This window comes from Mesorhizobium sp. M4A.F.Ca.ET.020.02.1.1 (genome assembly GCF_004022645.1).
Taxonomy (GTDB): domain Bacteria; phylum Pseudomonadota; class Alphaproteobacteria; order Rhizobiales; family Rhizobiaceae; genus Mesorhizobium.
Window position 1 is genome coordinate 1 of sequence record NZ_RZOI01000016.1, and the last position, 24,520, is coordinate 24,520.

General features: G+C 64.0%; 26 protein-coding genes and 1 pseudogene. 17 read left to right on the forward strand and 10 right to left on the reverse strand.

The genetic code is table 11. The annotated features are described in order from the left end of the window. Positions 1-315 (forward strand): annotated as a pseudogene (locus EN742_RS02520) (mechanosensitive ion channel domain-containing protein); the annotation flags it as partial. Between the two features lie 164 nt (positions 316-479). Continuing rightward, entirely contained in the window at positions 480-1,481 is a 1,002-nt protein-coding gene (locus tag EN742_RS02525; RefSeq protein ID WP_127399996.1) for a L,D-transpeptidase, read from the forward strand. Between the two features lie 59 nt (positions 1,482-1,540). Here the strand turns inward: EN742_RS02525 and EN742_RS02530 are convergent, their stop codons facing one another. Next, a complete protein-coding gene (locus EN742_RS02530; protein ID WP_126055185.1) occupies positions 1,541-1,813 on the reverse strand; it encodes a hypothetical protein in 273 nt (90 codons plus the stop codon). 427 nt (positions 1,814-2,240) lie between these two features. On the opposite strand from EN742_RS02530, the gene EN742_RS02540 reads away from it, so the two are divergent. The 4 genes from EN742_RS02540 to EN742_RS02555 all read left to right on the forward strand — a co-directional run bounded on the left by EN742_RS02540 (position 2,241) and on the right by EN742_RS02555 (position 5,491). Continuing rightward, positions 2,241-3,596 carry a selenium-binding family protein gene (locus EN742_RS02540; RefSeq protein WP_127406229.1) on the forward strand — a complete coding sequence of 452 codons (1,356 nt, stop codon included), beginning with the start codon at positions 2,241-2,243 and terminating at the stop codon, positions 3,594-3,596. Beyond that, the gene (locus tag EN742_RS02545) at positions 3,593-3,964 is read left to right on the forward strand and encodes a 2Fe-2S iron-sulfur cluster-binding protein (RefSeq protein WP_126055183.1); all 372 of its coding nucleotides are present in this window, start codon (positions 3,593-3,595) and stop codon (positions 3,962-3,964) included. The genes EN742_RS02540 and EN742_RS02545 overlap by 4 nt, the downstream gene beginning before the upstream one ends. Further along, positions 3,961-4,419: a CoA-binding protein gene (locus EN742_RS02550; protein WP_126055182.1), complete on the forward strand. Its 459-nt coding sequence runs from the start codon at positions 3,961-3,963 to the stop codon at positions 4,417-4,419. The genes EN742_RS02545 and EN742_RS02550 overlap by 4 nt, the downstream gene beginning before the upstream one ends. Before the next feature lie 181 nt (positions 4,420-4,600). Next, on the forward strand, positions 4,601-5,491 hold the full coding sequence (locus EN742_RS02555) for an ankyrin repeat domain-containing protein (protein ID WP_126055181.1): 891 nt from the start codon (positions 4,601-4,603) through the stop codon (positions 5,489-5,491). Between the two features lie 58 nt (positions 5,492-5,549). On the opposite strand, the gene EN742_RS02560 is transcribed toward EN742_RS02555, so the two are convergent. After that, a complete protein-coding gene (locus EN742_RS02560) occupies positions 5,550-6,764 on the reverse strand; it encodes an NAD(P)-binding domain-containing protein (protein WP_281034930.1) in 1,215 nt (404 codons plus the stop codon). 59 nt (positions 6,765-6,823) lie between these two features. Further along, complete coding sequence (locus tag EN742_RS02565; RefSeq protein ID WP_126055179.1) at positions 6,824-7,381, reverse strand: OsmC family protein; 558 nt, start codon at positions 7,379-7,381, stop codon at positions 6,824-6,826. A 259-nt stretch (positions 7,382-7,640) separates the two neighbouring features. Here EN742_RS02565 and EN742_RS02570 point away from each other — a divergent pair, with 259 nt between their 5' ends. The 3 genes from EN742_RS02570 (at position 7,641) to EN742_RS02580 (ending at position 11,085) form a co-directional block, all read left to right on the forward strand. Beyond that, complete coding sequence (locus EN742_RS02570; protein WP_128332375.1) at positions 7,641-8,963, forward strand: aminotransferase class I/II-fold pyridoxal phosphate-dependent enzyme; 1,323 nt, start codon at positions 7,641-7,643, stop codon at positions 8,961-8,963. Positions 8,964-9,018: 55 nt separating this feature from the next. Next, complete coding sequence (locus EN742_RS02575; protein ID WP_348628256.1) at positions 9,019-10,113, forward strand: branched-chain amino acid ABC transporter substrate-binding protein; 1,095 nt, start codon at positions 9,019-9,021, stop codon at positions 10,111-10,113. Between the two features lie 75 nt (positions 10,114-10,188). Further along, positions 10,189-11,085, forward strand: coding sequence for a LysR family transcriptional regulator (locus tag EN742_RS02580; RefSeq protein ID WP_245455490.1), 897 nt, complete (start codon positions 10,189-10,191; stop codon positions 11,083-11,085). On the opposite strand, the gene EN742_RS02585 is transcribed toward EN742_RS02580, so the two are convergent. After that, positions 10,988-11,641 (reverse strand): TetR/AcrR family transcriptional regulator, encoded by a 654-nt coding sequence (locus EN742_RS02585; RefSeq protein WP_127399808.1) that lies wholly within the window; start codon positions 11,639-11,641, stop codon positions 10,988-10,990. The genes EN742_RS02580 and EN742_RS02585 overlap by 98 nt on opposite strands. Before the next feature lie 84 nt (positions 11,642-11,725). On the opposite strand from EN742_RS02585, the gene EN742_RS02590 reads away from it, so the two are divergent. Beyond that, entirely contained in the window at positions 11,726-12,634 is a 909-nt protein-coding gene (locus EN742_RS02590; protein ID WP_127399807.1) for a crotonase/enoyl-CoA hydratase family protein, read from the forward strand. On the opposite strand, the gene EN742_RS02595 is transcribed toward EN742_RS02590, so the two are convergent. The 5 genes from EN742_RS02595 to EN742_RS02615 all read right to left on the reverse strand — a co-directional run bounded on the left by EN742_RS02595 (position 12,580) and on the right by EN742_RS02615 (position 16,746). Next, on the reverse strand, positions 12,580-12,894 hold the full coding sequence (locus tag EN742_RS02595) for a cupredoxin family copper-binding protein (protein ID WP_126055176.1): 315 nt from the start codon (positions 12,892-12,894) through the stop codon (positions 12,580-12,582). The genes EN742_RS02590 and EN742_RS02595 overlap by 55 nt on opposite strands. Further along, positions 12,891-13,415, reverse strand: a complete 525-nt coding sequence (locus tag EN742_RS02600; protein WP_126055175.1) for a DUF4142 domain-containing protein — start codon at positions 13,413-13,415, stop codon at positions 12,891-12,893. Before EN742_RS02600 ends, EN742_RS02595 begins: the two co-directional genes overlap by 4 nt. 86 nt (positions 13,416-13,501) lie before the next feature. Continuing rightward, complete coding sequence (locus EN742_RS02605) at positions 13,502-14,191, reverse strand: RNA polymerase sigma factor (RefSeq protein ID WP_126055174.1); 690 nt, start codon at positions 14,189-14,191, stop codon at positions 13,502-13,504. A 95-nt stretch (positions 14,192-14,286) separates the two neighbouring features. Next, positions 14,287-15,366 carry an HPP family protein gene (locus tag EN742_RS02610; RefSeq protein ID WP_127406820.1) on the reverse strand — a complete coding sequence of 360 codons (1,080 nt, stop codon included), beginning with the start codon at positions 15,364-15,366 and terminating at the stop codon, positions 14,287-14,289. Between the two features lie 213 nt (positions 15,367-15,579). Next, positions 15,580-16,746 carry a cystathionine beta-lyase gene (locus EN742_RS02615; protein ID WP_127406819.1) on the reverse strand — a complete coding sequence of 389 codons (1,167 nt, stop codon included), beginning with the start codon at positions 16,744-16,746 and terminating at the stop codon, positions 15,580-15,582. Between the two features lie 313 nt (positions 16,747-17,059). On the opposite strand from EN742_RS02615, the gene EN742_RS02620 reads away from it, so the two are divergent. The 7 genes from EN742_RS02620 to EN742_RS02650 all read left to right on the forward strand — a co-directional run bounded on the left by EN742_RS02620 (position 17,060) and on the right by EN742_RS02650 (position 24,083). Further along, entirely contained in the window at positions 17,060-17,695 is a 636-nt protein-coding gene (locus EN742_RS02620) for a DUF1326 domain-containing protein (protein WP_127421756.1), read from the forward strand. Positions 17,696-17,701: 6 nt separating this feature from the next. Further along, the gene (locus EN742_RS02625; RefSeq protein WP_127406817.1) at positions 17,702-18,559 is read left to right on the forward strand and encodes a DUF2182 domain-containing protein; all 858 of its coding nucleotides are present in this window, start codon (positions 17,702-17,704) and stop codon (positions 18,557-18,559) included. Between the two features lie 437 nt (positions 18,560-18,996). After that, positions 18,997-20,025 carry an amino acid ABC transporter substrate-binding protein gene (locus tag EN742_RS02630; RefSeq protein ID WP_126055169.1) on the forward strand — a complete coding sequence of 343 codons (1,029 nt, stop codon included), beginning with the start codon at positions 18,997-18,999 and terminating at the stop codon, positions 20,023-20,025. Between the two features lie 63 nt (positions 20,026-20,088). Next, positions 20,089-21,276 carry an amino acid ABC transporter permease gene (locus EN742_RS02635; RefSeq protein WP_126055168.1) on the forward strand — a complete coding sequence of 396 codons (1,188 nt, stop codon included), beginning with the start codon at positions 20,089-20,091 and terminating at the stop codon, positions 21,274-21,276. Between the two features lie 4 nt (positions 21,277-21,280). Beyond that, entirely contained in the window at positions 21,281-22,438 is a 1,158-nt protein-coding gene (locus EN742_RS02640; protein ID WP_126055167.1) for an amino acid ABC transporter permease, read from the forward strand. Positions 22,439-22,513: 75 nt separating this feature from the next. After that, on the forward strand, positions 22,514-23,317 hold the full coding sequence (locus EN742_RS02645; RefSeq protein WP_126055166.1) for an amino acid ABC transporter ATP-binding protein: 804 nt from the start codon (positions 22,514-22,516) through the stop codon (positions 23,315-23,317). Between the two features lie 100 nt (positions 23,318-23,417). Continuing rightward, a complete protein-coding gene (locus EN742_RS02650) occupies positions 23,418-24,083 on the forward strand; it encodes a TIGR02117 family protein (protein WP_127406139.1) in 666 nt (221 codons plus the stop codon). Here the strand turns inward: EN742_RS02650 and EN742_RS02655 are convergent, their stop codons facing one another. Beyond that, positions 24,084-24,407, reverse strand: coding sequence for a BrnA antitoxin family protein (locus EN742_RS02655; protein ID WP_126055164.1), 324 nt, complete (start codon positions 24,405-24,407; stop codon positions 24,084-24,086). Between the last annotated feature and the right edge of the window lie 113 nt (positions 24,408-24,520).

Consider the following 24,520-nt stretch of genomic DNA (forward strand, 5'->3'; position numbering starts at 1 on the left):
GTGCGGCTCGACGTGAATTTCGGCGTCTCCTACGACGCCGACCCGCACAAGGTCAGCGAACTGGCGATCGAGGCGGCGATCAGCGTGGGCCGGGTCGAGGCCGATCGGCGGCCAGTCTGCTGGCTGACCGACTTCGGCGACTCCTCGCTGAACTTCGTCCTGCGCTTCTGGATCCGCGACCCCCAGCAAGGCCTGACCAACGTGCGTGGCAAGGTGCTGCTGGCGCTGTGGGACACGTTCAAGGCCAACGGCATCAGCATTCCGTATCCGCATCGCGAGATTATCATGAAGCCGGGCGCGCCGAGCGGGCGATAAGGACGGCGGCCGGGCGTCGCATCGCGAGATTGCAAGACCCTCGCCATTTCATCGCCGGCTGGAGTGCCTCATCTGGTCAGGTTCTGCCCTGCAGCTGTGAGTGAACGGAACCAGAAGAGCCCTGCCGCGTCATAATACAAGCAGGTTTTCGTGGAGTGACATCGATGCCCCGGCTCGTTCTGTTGGTCGCTGTGGCGCTTGCCCTCGCTTGCGGCGGGGCAGGGGCGGCCAAGCTGGACCCAGCCACCGTCAACGAGGCGCAATTCACCGCCGAGGAACCGAAAGGCTTCAGCCCCGTCCTGCTGAAGGCAGAGATTCTTCTGGATCGCGCCCGCTTCTCGCCAGGCCTGATCGAGGGCCGTGCATCAGAAAATTTCGCCAGGGCGGTCAGGGCCTTTCAGACGGCGAATGGATTGCCGTCCGATGGCAAGCTCACGCGCGAGACCTGGGACAGGCTGATGGCAACCTCCGCGAGCCCGGCTCTGGTGACCTATGAGCTGACGCGCAAGGATGTGCGCGGACCTTTTACCAGGCATATCCCGGCCCGCATGGAGCGGATGGCCCGCCTGCCGAGGCTCGGCTATCACAATGCCACGGAGAGGCTGGCGGAGCGCTTCCATATCAGCGAGCAATTGCTCAGGCGGCTCAATCCTGGCATCGGCTTCAGGAAGGCCGGCACGAAATTGCTGGTGCCGGATGTTGGCCGGGGGGATCCTCCCGCCGCCATTGCCGGCGTCGAGGTCGACAAGGGCGCCCGCCAGGTGCGCGTGCTTGATCCTTCCGGCAAATGGCTCGCAGTCTTCCCCGCTTCCATTGGCAGCGCCGAGAAGCCGGCGCCGAATGGCGAGGCGGAGGTCAAGCGCGTGGTGCGCAATCCGACCTATCACTACGATCCGGACTTCGCTTTCAAGGGAGTCAAGGCCAAGCGGCCGTTCACCATTGCGGCCGGCCCCAACAATCCCGTGGGCTCGGTTTGGATCGATCTCTCCATTGAAAGCTACGGCATTCACGGCACGCCCGAACCCGGCAAGATCGGCTTAACCTTCTCGCATGGCTGCATCAGGCTGACCAACTGGGATGCCGAGGACCTCGCCGCCATGGTGCGGAAAAGCACAAAGGTGAGCTTCAAGGACGAAATGGCGAACGCGGGCGACACGTCTCAGTAGGCTCGCGCGTTTGCGGCGCGCGTTTCAGCAGCCGATGAGGTCATTCCAATCTGATCTCATCAATACGCGAGCAGGGCCTTTCCGTATTTGGCCCACAACTGCTCGCAATCTCTGGCGCGAAGCGTTGGCGTCCCGAGGTCGCCGTACAAAACCATGGCCGCGCGAACATCGTAGCCAAGGATTGGAGCGTTGGCGAGGAACTGGACGGCCTCACCCAGACGGCGGACGTCGACAGCGGCATCGGTTTTGTTGGCGCTGTCAACTACACCCAGGATCTCGGCTGCCGTGTTCCTGACTGCCAAAACAGCAGCCATCGCTTCTTCGGTCATCATGTGGCCTGCCGACGAATCGTTTCATTCACACTCGCCATCAGTGGCACAACGTTCCGCGGCGTGTCCTGAACGCGCCGAACGTTTCGCGACATTTGTTGATTGCACCTTGACGCCAACCACTCAGCCTCTTCACGCGTCAACCCAATGAGGCATTGGCTTGCGAAACCCGCGGGCTCGTCAGCGATCGTGTCAAACACGGCCCAAGTGTCGGTCGGCTCTTGGACGACCACGAAACGCACATTAGTTACTCCTAATGGAATAACGCGCGAGAACGACCGCTGTTCCGCCGCTCGGTGCTGGGTCGCCGGGTTGGACATCGCGCTGCGCTTCACCGAACACCACCGTAGCGCCAGCGCCAAGCATGCACTAACATTCCAGCCTGACCTCCTTTGGGGCCGGCCGGTGACCTGTTCAGAGGGAAGTGCCCATGACCAATCATTGCTGTGGACCGGGCTATGCTTCTCCCGCCGAGGCGATGCGGGCACCGCGCGAAAAGCTGCTTTATACGATTGCCATCTACACCGGCACGGGCATTCAGAAGCCGGACTATCTGTGCACCATCGATGTCGACCCGCAGAGCCCGACCTACAGCCAGGTGATTTCACGCCTGCAAATGCCGGGCATCGGCGATGAGCTGCATCACTCGGGCTGGAATGCCTGCTCGTCGTGCCATGGCGATGCCAGCATGGAGCGGAAATACCTGATTGTGCCGGGTGTGCGCTCGTCCAATCTGCATATTGTCGATTGCGGCACCGATCCGCGCAATCCGACCCTGTTCAAGGTCATCGACGGCGCCGAGATCAAAGCCAGGACCAATCTTTCGGCGCCGCACACGGTGCATTGCCTCGGCTCGGATATCATCGTCTCCATGCTTGGCGACGCGCAAGGCAATGCCCCCGGCGGCTATCTGCAGCTCAGCAAGGAGTTCGAGATCGTCGGCCGCTGGGAAAACTCCATGGGCGGCATCAAGTTCGGCTATGATTTCTGGTACCAGCCGCGGCACAACGTGATGGTCAGCTCGGAATGGGCCGCGCCCAACACCTTCATGCCCGGGTTCGACCTCGAAGAGGTCGGTCATCTGAAATATGGCCGCGAGATCCATTTCTGGGATTTCGAGAAGAAGGAGCCAAGGCAGACATTCTATCTTGGTGAGGATGGCCTGATCCCGCTGGAAGTGCGCTTCCATCACAATCCCGACAGCAGCCACGGTTTTGTCGGCGCGGCGCTTTCCGCCAACATCATCCATTGGTGGAAGGACGCGGCGGGCGACTGGCAATGGGAAAAGATTGTCGACGTCGACAATGAGCCGCATCCCGAATGGCCGATCCCGATACCCGGCGTGATCTCGGTCATCCTGCTCAGCATGGACGACAGGTACCTCTATCTGTGCAACTGGCTGCATGGCGACATCCGCCAGTACGACATCTCCGACCCGCACAACGCCAGGCTGACCGGGCAGGTGTGGATGGGCGGACTGCTCGGCCGCGCTCCCGAGGTCAATGGCGTCAAAGTCACCGGCGGGCCGCAGATGATACAGCTCAGCCTCGATGGCAAGCGGCTCTATGTGACGACCTCACTGTTCTCGACCTGGGACAACCAGTTCTATCCGGAAATCCGCACCAATGGCGGCTGCATGCTGATGGTCAATTGCGATACCGAAAACGGCGGCATGGCAATCGATCCGCGCTTTGTCGTCAATTTCGGCAAGGAACCGAATGGACCAAGCCGCTGTCACGAAACCCGTTATCCCGGCGGTGATTGCACGAGCGACATCTGGGTATGACCAGCTTCACCATCACGCTCGCCAACCAGGGCGGCGCGGCCTTTGAGGTCGATCGCCGCAAGCCGCTCTTGCAGAGCCTGCGCGAGCAGGGCGTGGACCTGCCCTATGGCTGCAAATATGGCGGCTGCATAAGCTGCGCGGCCAAGATGATCAGCGGCAAGGTCGATCAGAAGGCGCAGGTGGCGCTGAACAACCGCCAGATCGCCAATGGCTACATCATCCTCTGCGTTGCCCGCCCGCTGAGCGACTGCACGCTGGAGGTCGGCGTCGAAAGCCACGACAGGCTCTATCGCAACCCGTTCCTCGACCCCCTGGCCGCGCATGAATTGAAAGCCGATATTGCGACCCCGCTGGACGACAAGAAATGACCCATATGAACCATGATGAGCCCTATCCGGAGGCTTATCTGCAGGAGATCCTGAAATCGGTCAAAACCATCGCGATGGTGGGCGCCAGCCCCGACAAAACCAAGTTTTCCTATGGTGTCCTGAGGGTGCTGCACGAAACCGGCTACGACATGATCCCGGTCAATCCCAGTTCCGGCGTGGAGGAAATTCGAGGGCTTAAAGTGTATCCCTCGCTGGCGGCCATCGACCGGCCCGTCGACATGGTCGAGGTTTTCCGCCGCTCCGAAGATCTGCTGGAGGTCGCGCAGGAGGCCATCGCCATCAATGCCAAGGTGCTGTGGGGCCAGATCGGGGTGAGGGATGATGCTGCCGCCCGGCTGGCGGAGGAGGCGGGCTTGAAAGTGGTGATGAACCGCTGTCCCAAGATCGAATTGTTCCGCCCCTTCTGGAAGCCGAAGCTGCATTTGGGGATATGATCGCAGGTCACGTAATTCGGCGTGTCGGCGGTGACCAACCTGGTCCCTTTGGTGTTGGGCGTTGGTTCTGCTAGGCCGTGGGCTCATACACCCGAAGCCATTGTCGCGATCGGGGATTTTGAGATAGACTTTGCAATCTCGAAATCGTGCCGGATCCTCAGGCTTGCCTTGGGAGATGCTAATGCGCGGGTTCTTGCTTTTCATTCTGTTAGTGCTTGCACACATTCCGATTGTATCGCATGCCGCCGCCATCCACGACGCCGCCATGGAGGGCGATGTCGCGGCGATCACGGCGGCACTCGATGCAGGTGCCGGAATAGATGAGAGCGATGGCACTGCCACGCCGCTCTATCTTGCGGTGATGCTGGGCCACATCGATGCGGCAAAATTGCTCATAGAACGTGGTGCGGACGTCAACGCCCAGACGGCTTGGGGCCCTCCGCTGATGGCGGCCGTGGGGAAAGACAAGATCGATCTGTTAAATCTGTTGCTGGAGCGGAATGCAGATCCAAATTCCAACCGTGACAGCGAATCCGCCCTCCACGTCGCCGTCACTCTCGATTGTCTCGATTGTGTGAGGGCGCTGGTCGAGGCCGGCGCAGACGTGAATGCGAAGACAACGGGCGGCAAGACGCCGCTCCATATCGCAAAGAGCCGGGGGCAAGCCGAAATTGCCGCCTATCTTTTGTCGCACGGGGTTGTCTTGCCAACACCGGCTCCGATCTCAATGAAATTGGCTTCTGCCGATGTCGAGAAAGGTCGAACCTACTTCGCCCGCGTGTGTGTCAGTTGCCACACTGCCGAACCGCAGGGAGGGAACAAGATAGGACCCAACTTATGGAGCGTCGTCGGCCGCGACAAGGCATCCGTGGCAGACATGCGTTACTCCGATACCTTGCTGGGCTGGGAGGGGCTATGGACGTACGAGGACCTGAACAGATATCTCTTCGGGCCTATGCTTACCACGCCGGGCGTTAAGATGGAGACGCCTGGCGTCCCGGACGAGACCGAACGGGTCAACCTGATCGCCTACTTGCGCACACTCAGTGACAAGCCGATCCCGCTGCCCTGAATCGATGATCTCTTGCACAACTGCTGCTATGGGCCCGCGTCGGCTAGCAGATCGAACCTTACCTGAGATACGCCGCCAGATGGTCGCTGAGATCACGCGCGTCATCGCCGGCGCCGTCGATCAGCGCGGACTTGCGGCGGCGCAGGAACTGCATTCCCATCAGGTAGAGGCCCGGATGGTCGGCCACCCCGCCGTCGTGACGGACGTGGCCCCAGCGGTCGAGCACCGGCAGCTCCAGCCAGGAGTAGTCCGGCCGGTAGCCGGTGGCCCAGATGATCGTCCTGATCGCGCCGCTGGCGAGGTCCAGGCCGAGCGACGGGTTGTCCTCGACACGCGTCGGCGGCGGGCGATCCGGCGGTCCGACCGTCGCGTCCAGCCCGTTGTCGCGCGCCCATTCGTCAATGAGGTCGAGCAGCCGGGCCATCTTGAGATCGGAAAGCGCGCACATGTTGCGCAACGACCCGGCAAACTGCGCCTTGCCGTCTTCGGTGATGCCGGCGAGACGGCCGACGAGCCTGACGCCGCGGTCGAGCAGCGCGTTAAGGTCGAGGGTGGTGCGGTCGGGCGTGCCGGCAAGCTGCAGCGAAGGAACGCGTCGCGCCCGCCTGATGTCGTCGACCTCGTCGTAGCGCTCGTCGAGCACGCCGGCGGCGTCCATCCACCATTCCAGGTCCTTGCCGCGATAGACGCGGGGCGCCCTTATGTGCTCGCCCACCGACAGCGTCACCTGACGCCCCGAACGCTGCAGTTCCTGTGCGATCTGGGTGCCGCTCGACGAGGCGCCCACCACCATCACGCCGCCGTCGGCGACCTGGCCTGGGTTGCGGTAGGACTGCGCCGTCAGCATGGCGACCGACGGCGGCACGCGGGCGGCGAAATCGGGCAGGCGCGCGATGTTGCACGCGCCCGACGCCAGCACGACGGTCCGGCACCGCCACTCGCCGCGGTCCGTGCGCACCAGATATCCGGCATCGTCGGCGCGGACCGAGGTAACGGTCGTATGGGTCCTGACCGGCGCCGAGATCGCCCTGGCATAGTTGCCGAGGAAGTCGATCGCCTCAGGCAGCGTCCGGTAACCGTCGGGGTCGTCGCCGTCATAGCGGAAGCCGGGCAGCCGGCTCTGCCAGTTGGGAGTGAGCAGCCGCAGCGAATCCCATCGCTCGGTGCGCCAGCTATGGGCGATCTCACCGCGCTCGAGCAGCACATGGTCGATGGAGCGCTCCGCGAGGCAACGGCTCATCGCGAGCCCCGCGTGCCCTGCACCGACGATCACTGTGGTGACGGAACTAATCGCACCCTCTCATCGGGAGAGTCTACGGCTCGAAGCGCCTTTCAGTTCACCACGACCGTGACGTTCGTCGGATTGGTGACAATGTCATAGACGGCCGACCGCTTCTGCGACTGGGCGACGAGCGCCTCGATGTCCTCGCGCTTGGCGTCGGCGTCGATGTTGTACTTCACCGTGATGCCGCTGAAGCCGTTGCGGACGTCGGCGTCGATGCCGAGAATGCCGGCGAGATCCATGTCGCCCTCGATGGTCGCTTTCACCGACTTCAGCTGGATGTTCCGGTTCTGGGCAACCGCGGCGATGCCGGCGGTCAGGCAACTGGCCAGCCCGACCAGCACGTATTCGACAGGCGTGGCGCCCTGATCCAGGGAAGCGAACACCTCCGGATGGTCGGCGTCGAATGCGAAGGTGGTCTTGCGATGCTGGTCCTGGCCGAGACCGTAAAAACTCTCCACCGTCGAGTGGCTGTGGGTGCCATCCTTCCATTCGCAAGCCGCGCGCCACTTGAATTGCGCGGCCTCCGGGGCATTGGTAAGCGCTTCTTTTGCGGCGAGCAGCGCCTCTACATTGACGCCATTGTCGGCCTGTACTGCGGAAGCCATGATTATCCTCCCTACATTGCACTGGCTCAAAACCCGACCGTTTCACTGACCTCCTGATCAGCTTTGGTCGTGGGGCGGCCATGGTATGGGCAGCTAAGCGTTTCGACAAGTTGTTTCCGGCGGGGCAGGGTCGCCCTTCGGAGCCCGTTTCAACTACCCCTAAAATACCTAAGCCTAGCCCCTAGAACTACTCGTTTGCGCCGGCATACCATCGCCGCCACCATCCGGATCGTTGGTGGTTGGCACGGTGGAGGCATTGATGACCGCTCTTGCTCGCAGGCCCTGGGTTCCCGCGCAGTGCGAGGATTTCGTCCAGCGGCTGGCCACGGAAACGAGCGGGCAGGGGAGCGACGTCGTGCTTGCGGCGATCGAGGCGGGCATCGCGCTCAACCGGCGCGTCCATGAGGCCGATTGCGTCAACCTCAATCCGGCGACCAACGTGATGAACCCCAGAGCCGAGGCGGCGCTTGCCTCGGGCCTCGGCTCTCGCCCGTCGCTCGGCTATCCCGGCGACAAATACGAGATGGGGTTGGAGGGCGTCGAGCGCATCGAGGTCATCGCGGCCGAGCTCGCCGCCGAGGTGTTCGGCGCCCGCTATGCCGAGATCCGCGTGCCTTCCGGCGCCATCGCCAATCTCTATGCCTTCATCGCCGCGGCGCGGCCGGGCGACAGCGTGATCGTGCCTTCGCCCGCCGTCGGCGGCCATGTCACGCATCACATGGCCGGCTGCGCCGGGCTCTATGGGCTCGACATCCATACCGCGCCTGTCGACGGCGATGGCTACACGGTCGATGTCGCCGGGCTGCGCGAACTCGCCCTTGAGGTGCGGCCGAAGATGATCACCATCGGCAGCAGCCTCAACCTTCTGCCGCATCCCATCCGCGAGATCCGGGCGATCGCCGACGAGATCGGGGCGCTGGTGCTGTTCGACGCGGCGCATCTCTGCGGCATGATCGCCGGCCACGCCTGGCAGCAGCCGCTGGAGGAAGGCGCCCATCTCATGACGATGAGCACCTACAAGAGCCTCGGCGGCCCGCCCTCCGGCCTGATCGTCACCAACGACGCCGATATCGCCGAGAAGCTCGACCGGATCGCCTTTCCCGGCATGACGGCGAATTTCGATGCCGCGAAGTCGGCAGCGCTCGCCATCACACTGCTCGACTGGAGGGCGCATGGCCGCGCCTATGCCGCCGCCATGGCCGGCACGGCGAAGGCGCTGGCTCAGGCGCTTGCCGAGCGCGGCCTGCCGGTGTTCTCGACGGCCAAGGGCCACACCACCTCGCACCAGTTCGCGGTTCAGGCCCCCGAATTCGGCGGCGGGCAGGCGGCGGCGAAGAGGCTCAGGCGGGCCAACATCCTCACCTGCGGCATCGGCCTGCCGATCGCGGCGGTCGACGGCGACATGAACGGCCTGCGCTTCGGCACGCCGGAGATCGTGCGCTGGGGCATGACCGAGAAGGACATGCCCGAGCTTGCCGCGCTCATCGCCAGGGGGCTGCGCGGCAACGATGCGCCGCAAGCGATCGCCGCCGCTGTCAGTGAATTCCGGCGCCGGTTCACAAAACTGCATTTCGTGAACTGAGCACCTGAAAGCGCGGGCGAAGAGCCCGCTTTCTCAAAACACAAAGGGGAATGACATGCGCATGATTCTGCGATTGATGACTGCTGCCCTGATGACGGCCGCCGCCGTCGGTGTCGCCAGGGCCGATATCGTGCTCGGCGTCGCCGGTCCGATGTCGGGGCCGAATGCCGCCTATGGCGAACAGTACCGCGTCGGCGTCAAGACGGCGGTCGAGCGCATCAACGCCAATGGCGGCGTGCTCGGGCAAAAACTCACCGTCTCGGTCGGCGACGATGTCTCCGATCCAAAGCAGGGCGTCTCGGTCGCCAACAAGTTCGTCGCCGATGGCGTGCATTATGTCGTCGGCCACTATAATTCCGGCGTCACCATTCCCGCCTCCGACATCTATGCCGAGAACGCCGTGCTGTTCGTGACGCCGACGGCCACCAACCCGATGGTGACCGAGCGCGGCCTGTGGGACGCTTTTCGCGCTTGTGGCCGTGACGACCAGCAAGGCGCCATCGCCGCCAAATTCGTGCTCGAGCGCTTCAAGGGCAAGAAGGTGGCGATCGTCGACGACAAGTCGACGGCGGGCAAGGGTCTCGCCGACGAGATGGCGCGCGCCTACAACGCCGGCGGCGGCAGGCCGGTGCTGCAAGAGGAAATCAACCCTGGCGAGAAGGACTACAGCCCACTCGTCGCCAGGATCAAGCAGTCGGGCGCCGAGCTTGTCTATTATGGCGGCCAGCACACCGAGGCCGGGCTGATCGTGCGCCAGATGCACGACCAGGGCGTCACCACCATCCTGATGGGCGGCGACGGCATCTCCAACAGCGAGTTCGGCGCCATCGGCGGCGAGGGGGCTTTGGGCACGCTGATGACGTCCTTTCCCGATCCGGCCACCTTCGCCGAGGCCAAGGATGCGGTCGCCGACCTGAAAGCCAGGAACGTACCGACCGAAGCGGTGACGCTATACGCCTATGCAGCCACGCAGATCCTTGCCGAGGCGATCGCCCGTGCCAAGGCCGACGATCCGAAGGCCGCATCCGACTATCTCCATTCGGGTGCAAGCATTTCGACAGTGCTCGGCACCATCTCCTATGACGCCAAGGGGGATATCAAGCAGCCGGGCTTCGTCGTATTTGAGTGCGGAAGGTCGACGGCAAGCTGACCCCGGTGGCCCTCAGATAGATTATTCGCGCCGGCGGGGTAACGGCCGCCGGCGCTTCCTTGGGAAAAAGCCGGAATGGCCGTCAATCCGCCGCGTCCGCGCATGCCGCCGCTCAACGCGCTCCGCTCCTTCGAGGCGGCGGCTCGTTACGAAAGCTTCGCCAAGGCGGCGGACGAGCTCAGCGTCACGCCGGCGGCGGTGTCGCATCAGGTCAAGGCGCTGGAGGCCTGGCTCGGCGCGCCGCTGTTCGTGAGGCATGCGCAGGGGCTGCATCTCACCGACGCCGGCCGCGCCGCTCTGCCTGCCTTCTCCACCGCCTTCGACGCTATGGGGCTGGCCGTGCAGGAACTGCGCATCGCGGCGCCCCGGCCGCAGGTCAGCATCGCGGCGCTGCCTTCGATCGCGCAGCTGTGGCTGGCGCCGCGCCTGCCGGCGCTGCGCGCGGCATTGCCCACGCTGCGCCCCTCCATCCACGCGCTGGAGGAGCCGCCGGATTTCCGCCGCGAGCCTTTTGATCTCGCCATCTTCCTGACCAGGCAGGCACCGGTCGGCGGCCGCGCTTGCAAGTTCTCAGATGATGTCATCTTTCCGGTGTGCGCGCCGGCGCTGGCCCGGCAGTTGAAGACGCCGGCCGATCTCGCCGCGCAGCTTCTGTTGTGGGACACGACCTGGACCGGCGACTGGGCCCTGTGGTTCGAGGCCGCCGGCCTGAAGGGGCCGTCGATCGATTCCGGCTCCGAATTCTCGCTCTACAGCATGGCGCTGCAGGCGGGCGACGGCGCCGGCGTGCTGATGGGCCATGAGGCGCTGGTGTCGCGCGCGCTTGCCGGCGGATCGCTGGTGGCGCCGTTCGAAAAGCGCGTGCCGACCGGCTTCAGCCTTTCGATCCTGGCGCCCGACCGATCACCCGCCCACGCCGCCGCGGCGATCGACTGGCTGCTGGCGGAGCCGCCGTCTCCATCCGCACCTTGACCAGCGTCGCCGCCGCGTGGCCGGCAGCGGCGATGTAGTCGGGATTGTGGTGGATCAGCATGCTGGAGAAGGCGCCGTCCATCAACAGAACGATCTCGCGCGCCAGCATGTTGGGCTCTCTGACCTTATGGCTTGAAAGCTCTCCGGCCAGCCACTTTTCGAAATTGGTCTTGTGGCGCGACCCGGATTTGACTGCAGGGTGTCCGGGCATCGCCGCGAGCTCGGCGGCCGTGCGCAGGTAGCCGCAGCCTCTCCACTTCGGGTGCTTTGCCACCCGCGCCAGATTGGTGAAGATCGCCGCGACCTTCCTGTCGACGCCGCCCTCGGCGGCTTCGAACCAGCCGGCCATCTGCTTGATGTTGGGCTGGTCGCGGCCATCGAGATAGGCGGCGATCAAATCGTCCTTGCTTCTGAAGTGGTAGTAGAGCGTGCGCTTCGTCAGCCCCGCCTTCTCGGCCACTGCGTCGACGCTGACGCGGCCGACCCCCTCGGCATAGAAGAGTTTCGTCGCCGCATCGACGAGGCGTTTGCGAGTTGGGCTGGTGGGTTCGCTCATGCCATCAAGTATACTGACTAGTGAATATACAGACAATCCGAAAACTGATCCCTTTCGCTCCGTTCCATACCGGAGAGAAAGAACATGACCGAGTTGGTGCTTTGCGAAAGCCGCGATCGCGTCGCTGTGCTGACGCTCAATCGCCCGGAGAAACTCAACGCCTTGAATTACGCCCTGATCGATCGCCTGCTCGATATGCTCGACAGGATCGAGACCGACGATGCGGTTCGCGCCGTCATCCTCACGGGGGCGGGCGAGCGCGCCTTCTCTGCCGGCGCCGACATCCACGAATTCTCAGTCAGTGTCGCCGCAGGCGCTGATGTCGCGCTGCGCGACTTCGTCATGCGCGGCCAGCGGCTGACGGCGCGGCTCGAAGCGTTCCGCAAGCCGGTCATCGCCGCTGTCAACGGCATCGCCTTCGGTGGCGGCTGCGAGATCACCGAGGCGGTGCCGCTGGCCATCGCCAGCGACCGCGCCTTGTTCGCCAAGCCGGAGATCAACCTCGCCATGCCGCCGACCTTCGGCGGCACGCAGCGCCTGCCGCGGCTTGCCGGCCGCAAGCGGGCTCTGGAACTGCTTTTGACGGGCGAGGCCTTTTCGGCGGCGCGCGCGGTGGAACTCGGCCTCGTCAACAGGATCGTGCCGCAAGCCGAGCTGATGCCGGCAGCACACGATCTCGCGCGCCGCATCATCACGCATTCGCAGGCGGCGGTGGCCAGCATCCTCACCGCGGTGGCGCGCGGCATCAATCTCAGCATAGCCGAGGGCCTGCTGGTCGAGGCCGAGCAGTTCGCTCGCATAGTCCCGACCGCCGACCTGCGCGAGGGCCTCGACGCCTGGATCGAGCGCCGCAAGCCCGCCTATGACGGCTCATGGACGCACATCACCCGGCCAAGCGAGGCAAGGCGCGCCTCGCTGGCCATGGACCGCTTGGCGGATCAGGGCGAAACGGCGACACGGCCCTTCATGTTGGGATGGAAGCGGCAGAAATAGTCGACCGCCCCGGCTTCCGTGAGAGTCATCCTTCCCCTCGACTTCGGCGGGATCATCGCCTCCCAACCGCCCTTCACCGTGGCCGTGTGGGCCAACCCATCCTTGTTCACCCATTCGACCGTGTCGCCGACCTTGGCCTCGACGCTTGCTGGCGAAAAAACAAGCTTGTCGATCGTTACCGTGATCGTGGCTGCGGACGCCGGGCTGGCGGTGAGCGCCAGCGCCAGCGCCGCTAATGCCGGCCGTGTCAGCGCCGTCATTTCAGGCTGCCGGCGACATGCTCGGCATGCTGCTGATGCCCCTGGAAGATCTTCAGCCCGGTTTCCAGCAGGCTCTTCAACTCGGCATTGCTCGCCGACGGGATGAGCAGGGTCTCCAGCGCCCCGTTGACCTGCTTGTGGTAGGCCACCTCATTCTCGACATAGGCCTTGTCGAAGGCCGCGCCGTCGAGCTTCGCGAGCTTGCCGCGTTCTTCTGCCGCCGCCTTGGCCAGCGCCTGGCTCGTGGCGTTGTCCTCCGGCGTGACATTGAGCTTCTTGACCAGGTCGAGCGCCTGCTTGTTCACCGCCTCATGGTCGCGCACCATGTCGTTGGCGAAATCCACGACCTCCTTGGTCTTGGACTTCTCGATCGCCAGCTTCGCCGCCTCGATGTCGATCGTGCCCGCCGTGTAGGCGATGTGGGCGATCTGCGGATCGGTCGGCTTGTCGGCGGCCTGCGCCAGCGGCGCTGCGCCGAGCATGAGCAGGGCGGCGAGGGCAACGGTCGGTCGGGTAAGCATGGCATCTCCTTCGCCCGGTGGTGCCGGGCTCGCGTTCTTCGGTTAACGCTGATTGGATGCGGGAAGGGCCGAAACGTTCCCGGGAATCAGCCTTCGATCCCCAGTCTTTTCATCACCGCCTCGGTCAGCCGCTCGCAGCGGCGGCCGGCGAAGGGGAAGGCGTCGAGCAGCACCGGGCCGATCTCGTCGTCCAGCGCCTTGCGCACCAGGGCGCGCGCCCGGTGCAGCCTGGTCTTGACGGTCTCGGGCTTGACGCCAAGCAGGTCGGCGGTCTCGTCCATGCTGAAGCCCTCTATGACGCGGGCTACGAACACGCTGCGGTAGACGTCGGGCAGGCTGTCGGTCGCCCGTTCGACCAGTGCGAGGATCTGCCGCTGCGCCATCGTCCGCTCCGGATCGTCGCTGGGGTTTAGAGGGAAGCGGATGATCTGCGCCTCCGGGTTTTCGGGCAGCGCCACGATCCGTTTTCGCTTGCGCAGCCGACCGAGCGCCTCGTTGATGACGATGCGCGACAGCCAGGTCGAGAGCGAGGATCCGCCACGAAAAGTTGAAAGATTGGCGAAGGCCCGCACATAGGCCTCCTGCACGATGTCCTCGGCCTCGGCGTCGTTGCGCACAACGCCGCGCGCGATGCGGTAGAGACGCTGGTTGTTAGCCTTGATGATGGCGCGGCAGGCCTCCGCCTCGCGCGCCAAGGCGCGACGCACCAGCGCCATGTCGCCGGACAGGCTTTCCGCCCCTGCCGGCGCCGCTACGGGCGTTGCGAGCTTGTGCATTGCGAGCCGATCTCCCGAACAGATGCCTGATCGGGGCATTGGATGCGCCTTGCCGGCAAAAGGTTCCCGGAATTCGGCGGTGTTCGGCGGCGATATTACGCCGCCGCCCGCGCCGTGTCTGCGCCGCGCACCCGCGCTGCCGCCGCCAGCAGGTCGGTCTGGGTGATCAGGCCGAGGATACGCCGCTCGGCATCGACGATCACCACCGCATGACTGCGCCCGTCGGTCAGCACTGGCAGCAGGCTCATCGCCGGCGTGTCGGGCGAGGCGGTGCCGACCTTCGACATCACGCCCTTCACCGTGTCGGTGGCTTTCGTCAGCTCGCGCAGGCCGACGGCGCCCACCAGCCTGGCTTCGGCGTCGACCACCGGCAAGGTACGGATATTGTGGTCGAGCAGTTGCTGGCGCGCCGCGTCGGCTGTGGCGTCTTCGGGCACAGAGATCACGTCGCGGGACATGATGTCTGAGCAAAGCAGCGTCCGGTGCGAGCGCACCATGGCCTGCAGTTCGACCTGGCGCAGCAGCCGTTCGAGGTCGTCGCGGTCGATGTCGAAGGTCTCGTCGAGCGTGGCCAGCGCCGCGTCGATATCCTCGGGCCGGAAGCCGACGCGCTCCTGTGGCGGCGGATCGGCGGTGCCGTGGCTGTTGGCGGCGGGCGCGACGACATGCGGATAGTTGCGCCGCGCCAGCCGGTGGAAGAGGAAGCCGAGCGTGACCAGAATGGTCGAATTCAGCGCCACCGGCACGAAGGGGAACAAAAAGCCGGCGCTGACCACCGCCGGGCCGCCAAGCACGGCGGTGAGCGCGGCGGCGCCGCCCGGCGGATGCAGGCAGCGGGTGAACGACATGGCGGCAATGGCGAGCGCCACCGCAAGGCCGGACGCGATCACCGGGTCGTGCACGAAGTGCGCCACGGTCACGCCGACCAGTGCCGAGATCGAATTGCCGCCGATGATCGACCAGGGCTGCGCCAGCGGGCTTGCCGGCACCGCAAAGAGCAGCACGGCCGACGCCCCCATCGGTGCCACCAGCAGCGCCACATGCGGGCCGCCGCCCATCGCCAGCCCGCTGATCACGCCGGTCAGCGCGATGCCGATCGTGGCGCCGATGCAGGCAAGCAGCCGCTCGCGCAGCGTCGCGCCGGCAAGGATGGGGACAAAAAGGCGAAACGCCATGGGAGATCCTGAAACGCAAGAGAGATTGCGGCGCCCGCAATGCAGCCGCGGCCGCGAATTTGGAAGCCAAACCAATCCGTGTATTCGCGGTTGCGGAGAATATTATTGCGCGACGCGGGTTGGGGGCTATCGCCTGTGGCCTTCGCTTTCTCAATCGCGCCAAGGCCTTGCGGCCGTGTGCGGAATCCATCCCTCAGGGTTCCCGCTCGCAGGTCAGGTCGCCGCCGCCGCAAGCCCGCGCAATAAGTCGGCCTTGAGATCGTCGACGTCCTCAAGCCCGACTTGCAGGCGGATCAGCGGCCCCTCATAGGAGCGCTTGGCTATGGTGCGGTCGCCAAGGAAGACCGGTACGGCGAGGCTCTCATAGCCGCCCCAGGAATAGCCGAGGCCGAAGATCTTCAGCGCGTCGAGGAAGGCGTGCTGCGCTTTTTGCCCGCCACCCTTGAGGACGATCGAGAAGATGCCGCTTGAGCCGCAGAAGTCGCGCTTCCACAGCGCGTGGTCCGGGTGGCTCTCCAGCGCCGGATGCAGCACCTGCGCCACGCCTGGCTGCCCCTCCAGCCAGAGCGCTAGCGCGAGCGCGCTCTTCTGGTGATGCTCAAGCCGAACCCCCATCGTGCGCAGGCCGCGCAGTACCTGATAGATGTCGTCGGGCCCGGAACAGCAGCCCAGTGTGCAAAAACCTTCGTAGAGCTGTTTCCAGTACGTCTCGTTGGCCGAGACGGTGCCGAGCAGCACGTCCGAATGGCCGGCCGGGTATTTCGTCGCCGCATGGATCGAGATGTCGACGCCATGGTCGAGTGGCTTGAAATAGAGCGGCGTCGCCCAGGTGTTGTCCATCATGACGATGGCGCCCGCCTGATGCGCCGCTTTGGCGATCGCCGGTATGTCCTGCACCTCATAGGTGTTCGACCCCGGCGATTCCGTGAACACCACTTTGGTGTTGGACTTGATCAGCGCGGCGATGCCGGCGCCGATATGAGGGTCGTAATACTCCACATCGATGCCCAGGCGCTTCAGCATCGTGTCGGCGAAATGCCGTGTCGGGTGGTAGACGCTGTCAACGATCAAGAGATGGTCGCCGCACGCGAGGAAGGTGAGCAGCGGCACCGTCACCGCGGCGAGGCCCGAGGGCACGGCGATTGTGCCGGCCGAGCCCTCCAGCGCGTCGACCGCAAGCGTCAGCGCGTCCATGGTCGGCGTGCCGCGCGTGCCGTAGGTGTATTTCTGGCTGCGTGCCGCCATCGACGCCGCATCGGGATAGAGCACCGTCGAGGCATGCACGACCGGTGGATTGACGAAGCCGAAATAGTCGCGCGGATTGTTGCCGGAATGGGCAAGCCGCGTGTTGATGCCCAGTTCGCTGCTGTCTTTTGCCATATCTCTTGCCTGTGGTGGGGGTGATGCCAGCCATAATGCGGTGGCCCGGGCCGCGCAACCGCCCGGCGTCCGCCAGTCGGTGGTGTTTCGATGTGCCAAATCCTTGCCGGGCGGACGGCGGGGGGCCCAGCCTTGGCGCCGGGACGATCGGACTTTGATCCGACTATCAGGCTTGTTGGGAAAGTTATATAATTACGTCCTAATATAGAATCATTGCCGGGTTGCCTCGCTGCGGGCCGGACGATTTTACCGGCCGCGGGTCCAGTCTTCCCCGCAATGCAGGCATTTCGTGCCAGCCAAGGGGAGGACTGCGATGACCGACGTCAAATGGATGATCAAGGCGCGCGAATTCACCAACTGCAACTGCGCCTATGGCTGTCCGTGCCAGTTCAACTCCCTGCCGACGAATGGGTTCTGCCAGGCCGTGGCGGGCGTGGAAATCGAACACGGCTATCACGGCGACACCAAGCTTGACGGCTTGCGCTTTGCCGGAATCTTCCGTTGGCCGGGCCCGATCCATGAGGGCGGGGGCGAGGCAGCGGTCGTCATCGACGAACGGGCCACCGAAGCGCAGCGCAACGCGCTGCTTCGCATCCTGAGCGGCCAGGACACCGAACCCGGCGCGACCATCTTCCAGGTCTTCTCGACCACGCTGGAGAAGGTGCACGATCCGATCTTCGCCGCCATCGACCTCAGCATCGACATCGATGCGCGCACGGCCCGGATGGACGTGCCCGGCGTGACGTCCGGTCACGGCGAGCCGATCAAGAACCCCGTCACCGGCCAAGAGCATCGGGTGCGCATCGACCTGCCGCACGGCTTCGAATACGCGCTCGCAGAGGCCGGGCGCGGCTGGACCAGGGCATCGGGCCCGATCAAGTTCGAATTGGCCGACAGTCACAGCCACTTCGCCATCATGCATATGACGCAAAGCGGCGTGGTGCACTGAAATCGCATGAGCGACACGGCCCTCGAAGCAGTGCTGCGGCGTGACCGCGCGGTCGTCGCCGCATCGCTCGTGGCGATTGCCGTGCTCGCTTGGGCCTATGTGTTTTGGCTCGCCGCCTCCATGGGCATGCCAGCCACGCCCATGGAGACCGGCGGCGACATGGCCGGCATGAGCACGTCGGATATGAGTGGCATGGACATGCCTGGCATGGACATTGGTGCGGCGGTCGCGCCGGCCATCCGCGCCTGGACGGTGGCCGATTTCGTTTTCATCTTCGCCATGTGGTCGGTGATGATGGTTGGCATGATGACGCCGTCCGTCGCGCCGATGCTGCTGCTCTATGCCGGCGTCGGCCGCAAAGCCGGGGCGAGCGGCCGGACCATCGCCTCGACAGGGTGGTTCTTCGCTGGCTATCTGCTGGTCTGGGTGGCCTTCAGCCTTGCGGCCACAGGCGCGCAATGGCTGCTGGGCCGTCTCGCTTTGCTGAACCCGATGATGGCGACCAACAGCGGCATCCTCGGCGGCCTCATCCTGATTGCCGCCGGCCTCTACCAATGGACGCCGGTGAAGGGCGTCTGCCTCAGCCAATGCCAGGCGCCGATCGCCTTCCTGACCAGTCATGGCGGCTTCCGCACCGCGCCGCTCGGCGCGCTGCGACTGGGTATCGCGCACGGCGCCTATTGCCTCGGCTGCTGCTGGGCGCTGATGGCGCTGCTGTTCGTCGGCGGCGTCATGAACGTGCTGTGGGTCGCCGGCATTGCCATCCTCATCCTGCTGGAGAAGACCGTCCCGGCCGGCCGGGTGATTCCGCGGATCTCCGGCACCCTGATGGTGGCCATCGGTGTCTGGTTGCTTACCCAGTGATTGTCCGTGTGCTGCTCATCATACATGTTGATCTGCATCGATGAATGCAGCCGGCCGTCCGGTTCGCCAAGGTGCGGTTGCCGGCGAGGTTTTCCCCAAGAAAACAAGAATAAACGCCAGCCTGATCATTGCCGGTGTTGGGCTCATGCGGGTGGCCGGACTTTGCCGACTTTGTTTGCGGCCGTGGCAAATTTACGGGCGCGTTTGTCTGCAATTCGGGCATTTCCGGCAATCGGATTTCAAACGCGTTGGAATTCGGTCATTTCCCTTGACCTCACAGGAATAATCGCCTTCGATGCAGTTCGTGAATGGGAGGCAGCGCGTCGGTTGCGATGCGGGGTCCGGGAGTGGCCGGAAGGGAGCTGCGTTCACGCGGGAAAAGATCAGGGTCGCCTGAGAACAGGGTCACCTGTAAAACAGAAAAGGGTCTGTGGGTCATGAAACATATTGCATTCGGCATTCTCGGCGCCGCCGCGCTTGGGTTTACAGCATCGGCGGCTTCGGCCGGCACGCTCGACACCGTCAAGCAGAAGGGCTTCATCCAGTGCGGCGTCTCGACCGGTCTGGCCGGCTTCTCGGCGCCGGACGACAAGGGTGACTGGCAGGGCATCGACGCCGATTTCTGCCGCGCCGTCGCGGCCGCCGTCTTCGGTGACGGCTCCAAGGTCAAGTTCACGCCGCTCAGCGCCAAGGAACGCTTCACCGCGCTGCAGTCGGGCGAGGTCGACATCCTGTCGCGCAACACCACCTGGACGATCAACCGCGACACCGCGCTCGGCCTGAACTTCATCGGCACCACCTACTATGACGGCCAGGGCTTCATGATCAACGCCAAGAAGCTGCCCGGCGTGAATTCGGCGCTGCAGCTTTCGGGCGCCGCCGTCTGCGTGCAGAGCGGCACCACGACCGAGCTCAACCTTGCCGACTACTTCAAGTCGAACAAGATGGAGTACAACCCCGTCGTGTTCGAGAAGCTGGAAGAGGTCAACGCCGCCTATGACGCCGGCCGCTGCGACGTCTACACCACCGACCAGTCGGGCCTCTACGGCATCCGCCTGACGCTGGGCGCCCCGGCCGACCACGTCGTGTTGCCCGAGATCATCTCCAAGGAGCCGCTCGGCCCGGCCGTGCGCCAGGGCGACGACCAGTGGTACCACATCGTCAAGTGGACCTATTTCGCGCTGCTCGACGCCGAGGAACTCGGCATCACCAAGGCCAATGTCGAGGAGATGAAGGCCTCCGACAATCCTGAGATCAAGCGCGTGCTCGGCCAGGAGGCGGACACCAAGATCGGCACCGATCTCGGCGTCTCCAACGACTGGGTCGTGAATATCGTCAAGGCTGTCGGCAATTACGGCGAAGTGTTCGAGCGTAACGTCGGCTCGGGCAGCCCGCTCAAGATCGCGCGCGGCATCAACGCGCTCTGGACCAAAGGCGGTCTGCAATACGCTCCGCCGATCCGCTGATCGAAATGTGATCCGGGAGGCAGGTTGTCTGCCTCCCGGTTTCTCTTTCCAGGGGACGGTCGCATGGCATCGCAGGAAATCCTTCGCGAGGAGCCGAGCAGGGCTTCCTTCATCAATGACCCTAAGGTACGCAGCCTCTTCTTCCAGACGCTGGTAATCGTCATTCTGTTCGGCTCGGTCTGGTGGATCGTGCAGAACGTCATCGACAATCTGGCACGTCTGCATATCGCCTCCGGCTTCGGCTTCCTCAAGGGACGCGCCGGCTTCGACATCTCGGACACACCGATCGCATACACGTCGGACTCGACCTATGGCCGCGCCATTATTGTCGGGCTGATCAACACGATCATCGTCGCCGTCGCCGGCATCATCACCGCCACGATCATCGGCTTCATCGTCGGCATCGGTCGTCTGTCGCAGAACTGGCTGATCCGCAAGATCTGCACGGTCTATGTCGAAATCTTCCGCAACATCCCGCCGTTGCTGGTCATCTTCTTCTGGTATTCCGGCGTGCTCGCCGTGCTGCCGCCGCCGCGCGAGAGCTACAACCTGCCCTTCGGCTCCTTCCTCAACCAGCGCGGCTTCTATTTCCCGCGCGCCATATGGGGTGACGGCTCCTGGCTGATCCTGGTCGCCTTCCTCCTCGGCCTCGCCATGGCTTGGTTCGTCGCCCGTACGGCACGCCAGCGGCAGATGACAACCGGTCAGCAATTCCCGGTGTTCTGGACTTCGATAGCGCTGATCGCCGGCCTGCCGCTGCTTGCCTACGCTCTCAGCGGCTTCCCGCTGAGCTTTGATTTTCCGAAGCAATCGACCTTCAACCTGACTGGCGGCTTCCAGGTCAAGCCGGAATTCCTTTCGCTCTATCTGGCGCTGTCCTGCTACACGGCGGCCTTCATCGCCGAGATCGTGCGTGCCGGTATCAGGGGCGTCAGCAGAGGCCAGACCGAGGCGGCCGGGGCGCTGGGGCTGCGCTCAGGCCCGATCCTGCGGCTGGTCGTGGTGCCGCAGGCCATGCGCATCGTCATCCCGCCGCTGACCAGCCAGTATCTCAACCTGACCAAGAACTCCTCGCTGGCGATCGCCATCGGCTATCCCGATCTCACCGCCACCGCCGGCACGGTGCTCAACCAGACCGGCCAGGCGGTGGAGGGCGTGCTGATCATGATGATCGCCTATCTGGTGCTGAGCCTCGTGACCTCCGCGGTCATGAACGTCGTCAACGCCAGAATGGCACTGGTGGAGAGGTAGGGTCATGCAGGAACACGATATGTCCTGGGTGCGCACCGAGATGGCTCTTGCCCAGCCGGCGCCGCCAAGCGAACGCGGGCTCTATGCCTGGGTACGCAAGAACCTGATCGCCACCCCCGGCGACACCATCCTGACCATCCTCGGCATTCTCATCGTCGCCTGGATCCTGCCGCAGGTCATAAACTGGGCCCTGCTCAGCGCCCAGTGGACGGGTTCGGACCGCACCGTCTGCGCCACCGTCTCGCAGGGCGGCATCCAGCCGGACGGCTGGAGCGGCGCCTGCTGGGCCTTCGTCAACGCCAAGTTCGGCCAGTTCATGTTCGGCCGCTATCCGATCGAGGAGCGCTGGCGGCCGATCCTCGTCGCCATCCTGTTCGTGGCGCTGCTGGTGCCGATGCTGATCCCGCGCGTGCCACGCAAGGGGCTGAACGCCATCTTGCTTTTCCTGGTTCTGCCGATCGTCTCGTTCTTCCTGCTGCTCGGCGGCGTGTTCGGCCTGCCGCATGTCGAGACCTCGCTGTGGGGTGGTCTGCTGGTCACGCTCAGCCTGTCCTTCGTCGGCATCGCTGTCTCGCTGCCGCTTGGCACGGTGCTGGCGCTCGGTCGGCGCTCAAAGATGCCGATCATCAAGATGCTGTGCGTGATCTTCATCGAGACGGTGCGTGGCATTCCGCTGATCACGGTGCTGTTCTTCGTCAGCGTCATGCTGCCGTTGTTCCTGCCGGAGGGCGTCACCTTCGACAAGTTCCTGAGGGCTCTGATCGGTGTGTCGCTGTTTGCCGCCGCCTATATGGCGGAGGTGGTGCGCGGCGGCCTGCAGGCGATCCCGAAAGGGCAGTACGAAGGCGCCGATTCGCTCGGCCTCGGCTACTGGCAGAAGATGGGGCTGATCGTGCTGCCGCAGGCGCTGAAGCTGGTTATCCCCGGCATCGTCAACACCTTCATCGGCATGTTCAAGGACACCAGCCTGGTGCTGATCATCTCGATGTTCGACCTGCTCGGCGTCGTCAAGCAGAACTTCTCCGACGCCAATTGGGCGACACCGCAGACCGCGAAGTCCGGCCTGGTGTTCGCCGCTTTCGTGTTCTGGCTGTTCTGCTTCGGTATGTCGCGCTATTCAATGTACACGGAACGCCGGCTCGACACCGGCTACAAACGCTGATGCATGTCGCCCAAAAGTGTTTAGCGGTTTTGGGGTAACGACATGCATCAAACACAACGATAAGGGGAATTGGCCATGACCACCGAAAACGCCGTCAGCGCGGAAGACCTCAAGGTCGATGCCAAGAAGATGCACATCTCGACCACCGATGTCGCCATCGACATCGTCGGCATGCACAAATGGTACGGCGAGTTCCATGTGCTGAAAGATATCAATCTGAAGGTGATGCGCGGCGAGCGTATCGTTATCTGCGGCCCGTCCGGCTCCGGCAAGTCGACCATGATCCGCTGCATCAACCGGCTGGAGGAGCACCAGAAGGGCAAGATCATCGTCGACGGCAAGGAACTGACCAACGATCTGAAGAAGATCGACGAGGTGCGCCGCGAGGTCGGAATGGTGTTTCAGCACTTCAACCTGTTCCCGCATCTGACGATCCTGGAGAACTGCACGCTGGCGCCGATCTGGGTGCGCAAGACGCCGAAGAAGCAGGCGGAAGAGATCGCCATGCATTTCTTGAAGCGCGTGAAAATCCCGGAGCAGGCCAACAAATATCCCGGTCAGCTCTCCGGCGGCCAGCAGCAGCGCGTGGCGATCGCCCGCTCGCTGTGCATGAACCCGCGCATCATGCTGTTCGACGAGCCGACCTCGGCGCTCGATCCCGAAATGATCAAGGAAGTGCTGGAGACGATGGTGGGTCTGGCCGAGGAAGGCATGACCATGCTTTGCGTCACCCATGAGATGGGTTTTGCCCGCAAGGTCGCCAACCGGGTGATCTTCATGGATCAGGGCCAGATCGTCGAGCAGAACACGCCGGCCGAGTTCTTCGACCACCCGCGCCACGAGCGCACGAAGCTCTTCCTGTCGCAGATCCTGCATTGATTTTTCCACGCCGTTGGGAGAGCCCGGCCGCAATGCGGCCGGGCTTTTTTCATGTGCACCGCCCGACGCTATCTGTCGTGAGGCCGCAAAGGTGTCATCGTTGAGAAAGGTCTGGCGTCTCCTTGTTGGCCTGCTGGCCGCCATCGTGCTTGCCGCGGCGCTCGGCACGCTGGTACCGCGCCCGCTTTGGCCGGCGGCCGCCGCGGGCGAGGGCAGCAGGCACATACTGGTGCTGAGCAACCCGATCCACACCGATATCGCCATCCCCGCCGATGAGGAGGTGCGCCGGCGCTTCCATTTCCTCACCGATGCCGGCATTCCCGCCGATGCTCCCGAGGTCCGCTATATCGTCTTCGGCTGGGGCGGTCGTGCCTTCTACCTGGAAACGCCGAGGTGGTCGCAGGTCAAGGCGGTGCCGGTCCTCAAGGCGCTGATGCTGGACGCCTCGGTGATGCATGTCGACGTCGCCGGCACGATTGCCGAGCCGCATTCCGACGTCGCTGGCTTCGACATCGGCGAGGATCGCTTCGCCGCGCTCCTCGACTACATCGCGGCGAGCTTCCGCCGGGGACCGGACGGCCCGATGGTCATCGACAATGCGGGCTATTCCCGCTTCGACCGCTTCTACGAGGCCAACGGCCATTTCAACGCGCTGGTCGGCTGCAACACCTGGACGGCGGCCGCGCTGCGCACCGCCGGCCTGCGCACCGGCTGGTGGAACCCGCTGCCGGTGTCGCTGGGGTGGTCGATGAGGTTGTATGATTAGCTAGCCGGCTTTACGGCCCCGCTTCGTCACATATTCGCGCAATGCCTTGTTGATAGCGCTTTGATAGCCGCGCCCATCTGGCGTGTGCCTCTTGAACCAGGCAACGAGATCGGAATCGAGACGAAGAGTCAGCTGCTGCTTGATCGGTTTGAAGTACGGATTTCGAACAGCGTTCTGCCAGAACTCTTGCGCTAGTTCTGGGATATCACTTGTATCGACATCGTTCTCCGGGCGCGCCTTCAAAGCCGCGATTTCTGACTTCTGGGCTTCCGTCAGCGGGGGCGGATTTGTCGGGTCAAAATTATATCGAACGACTTTGCGCATAACGTCTTCTTTCTCCCTGCATGGCGCGCCGCGCGGAAATGATCCGGATCACCTCTATCCCATCTTCTTCCCGGTCGGCATGAGCAACCAACAATACAAGCTCGCCATCAATC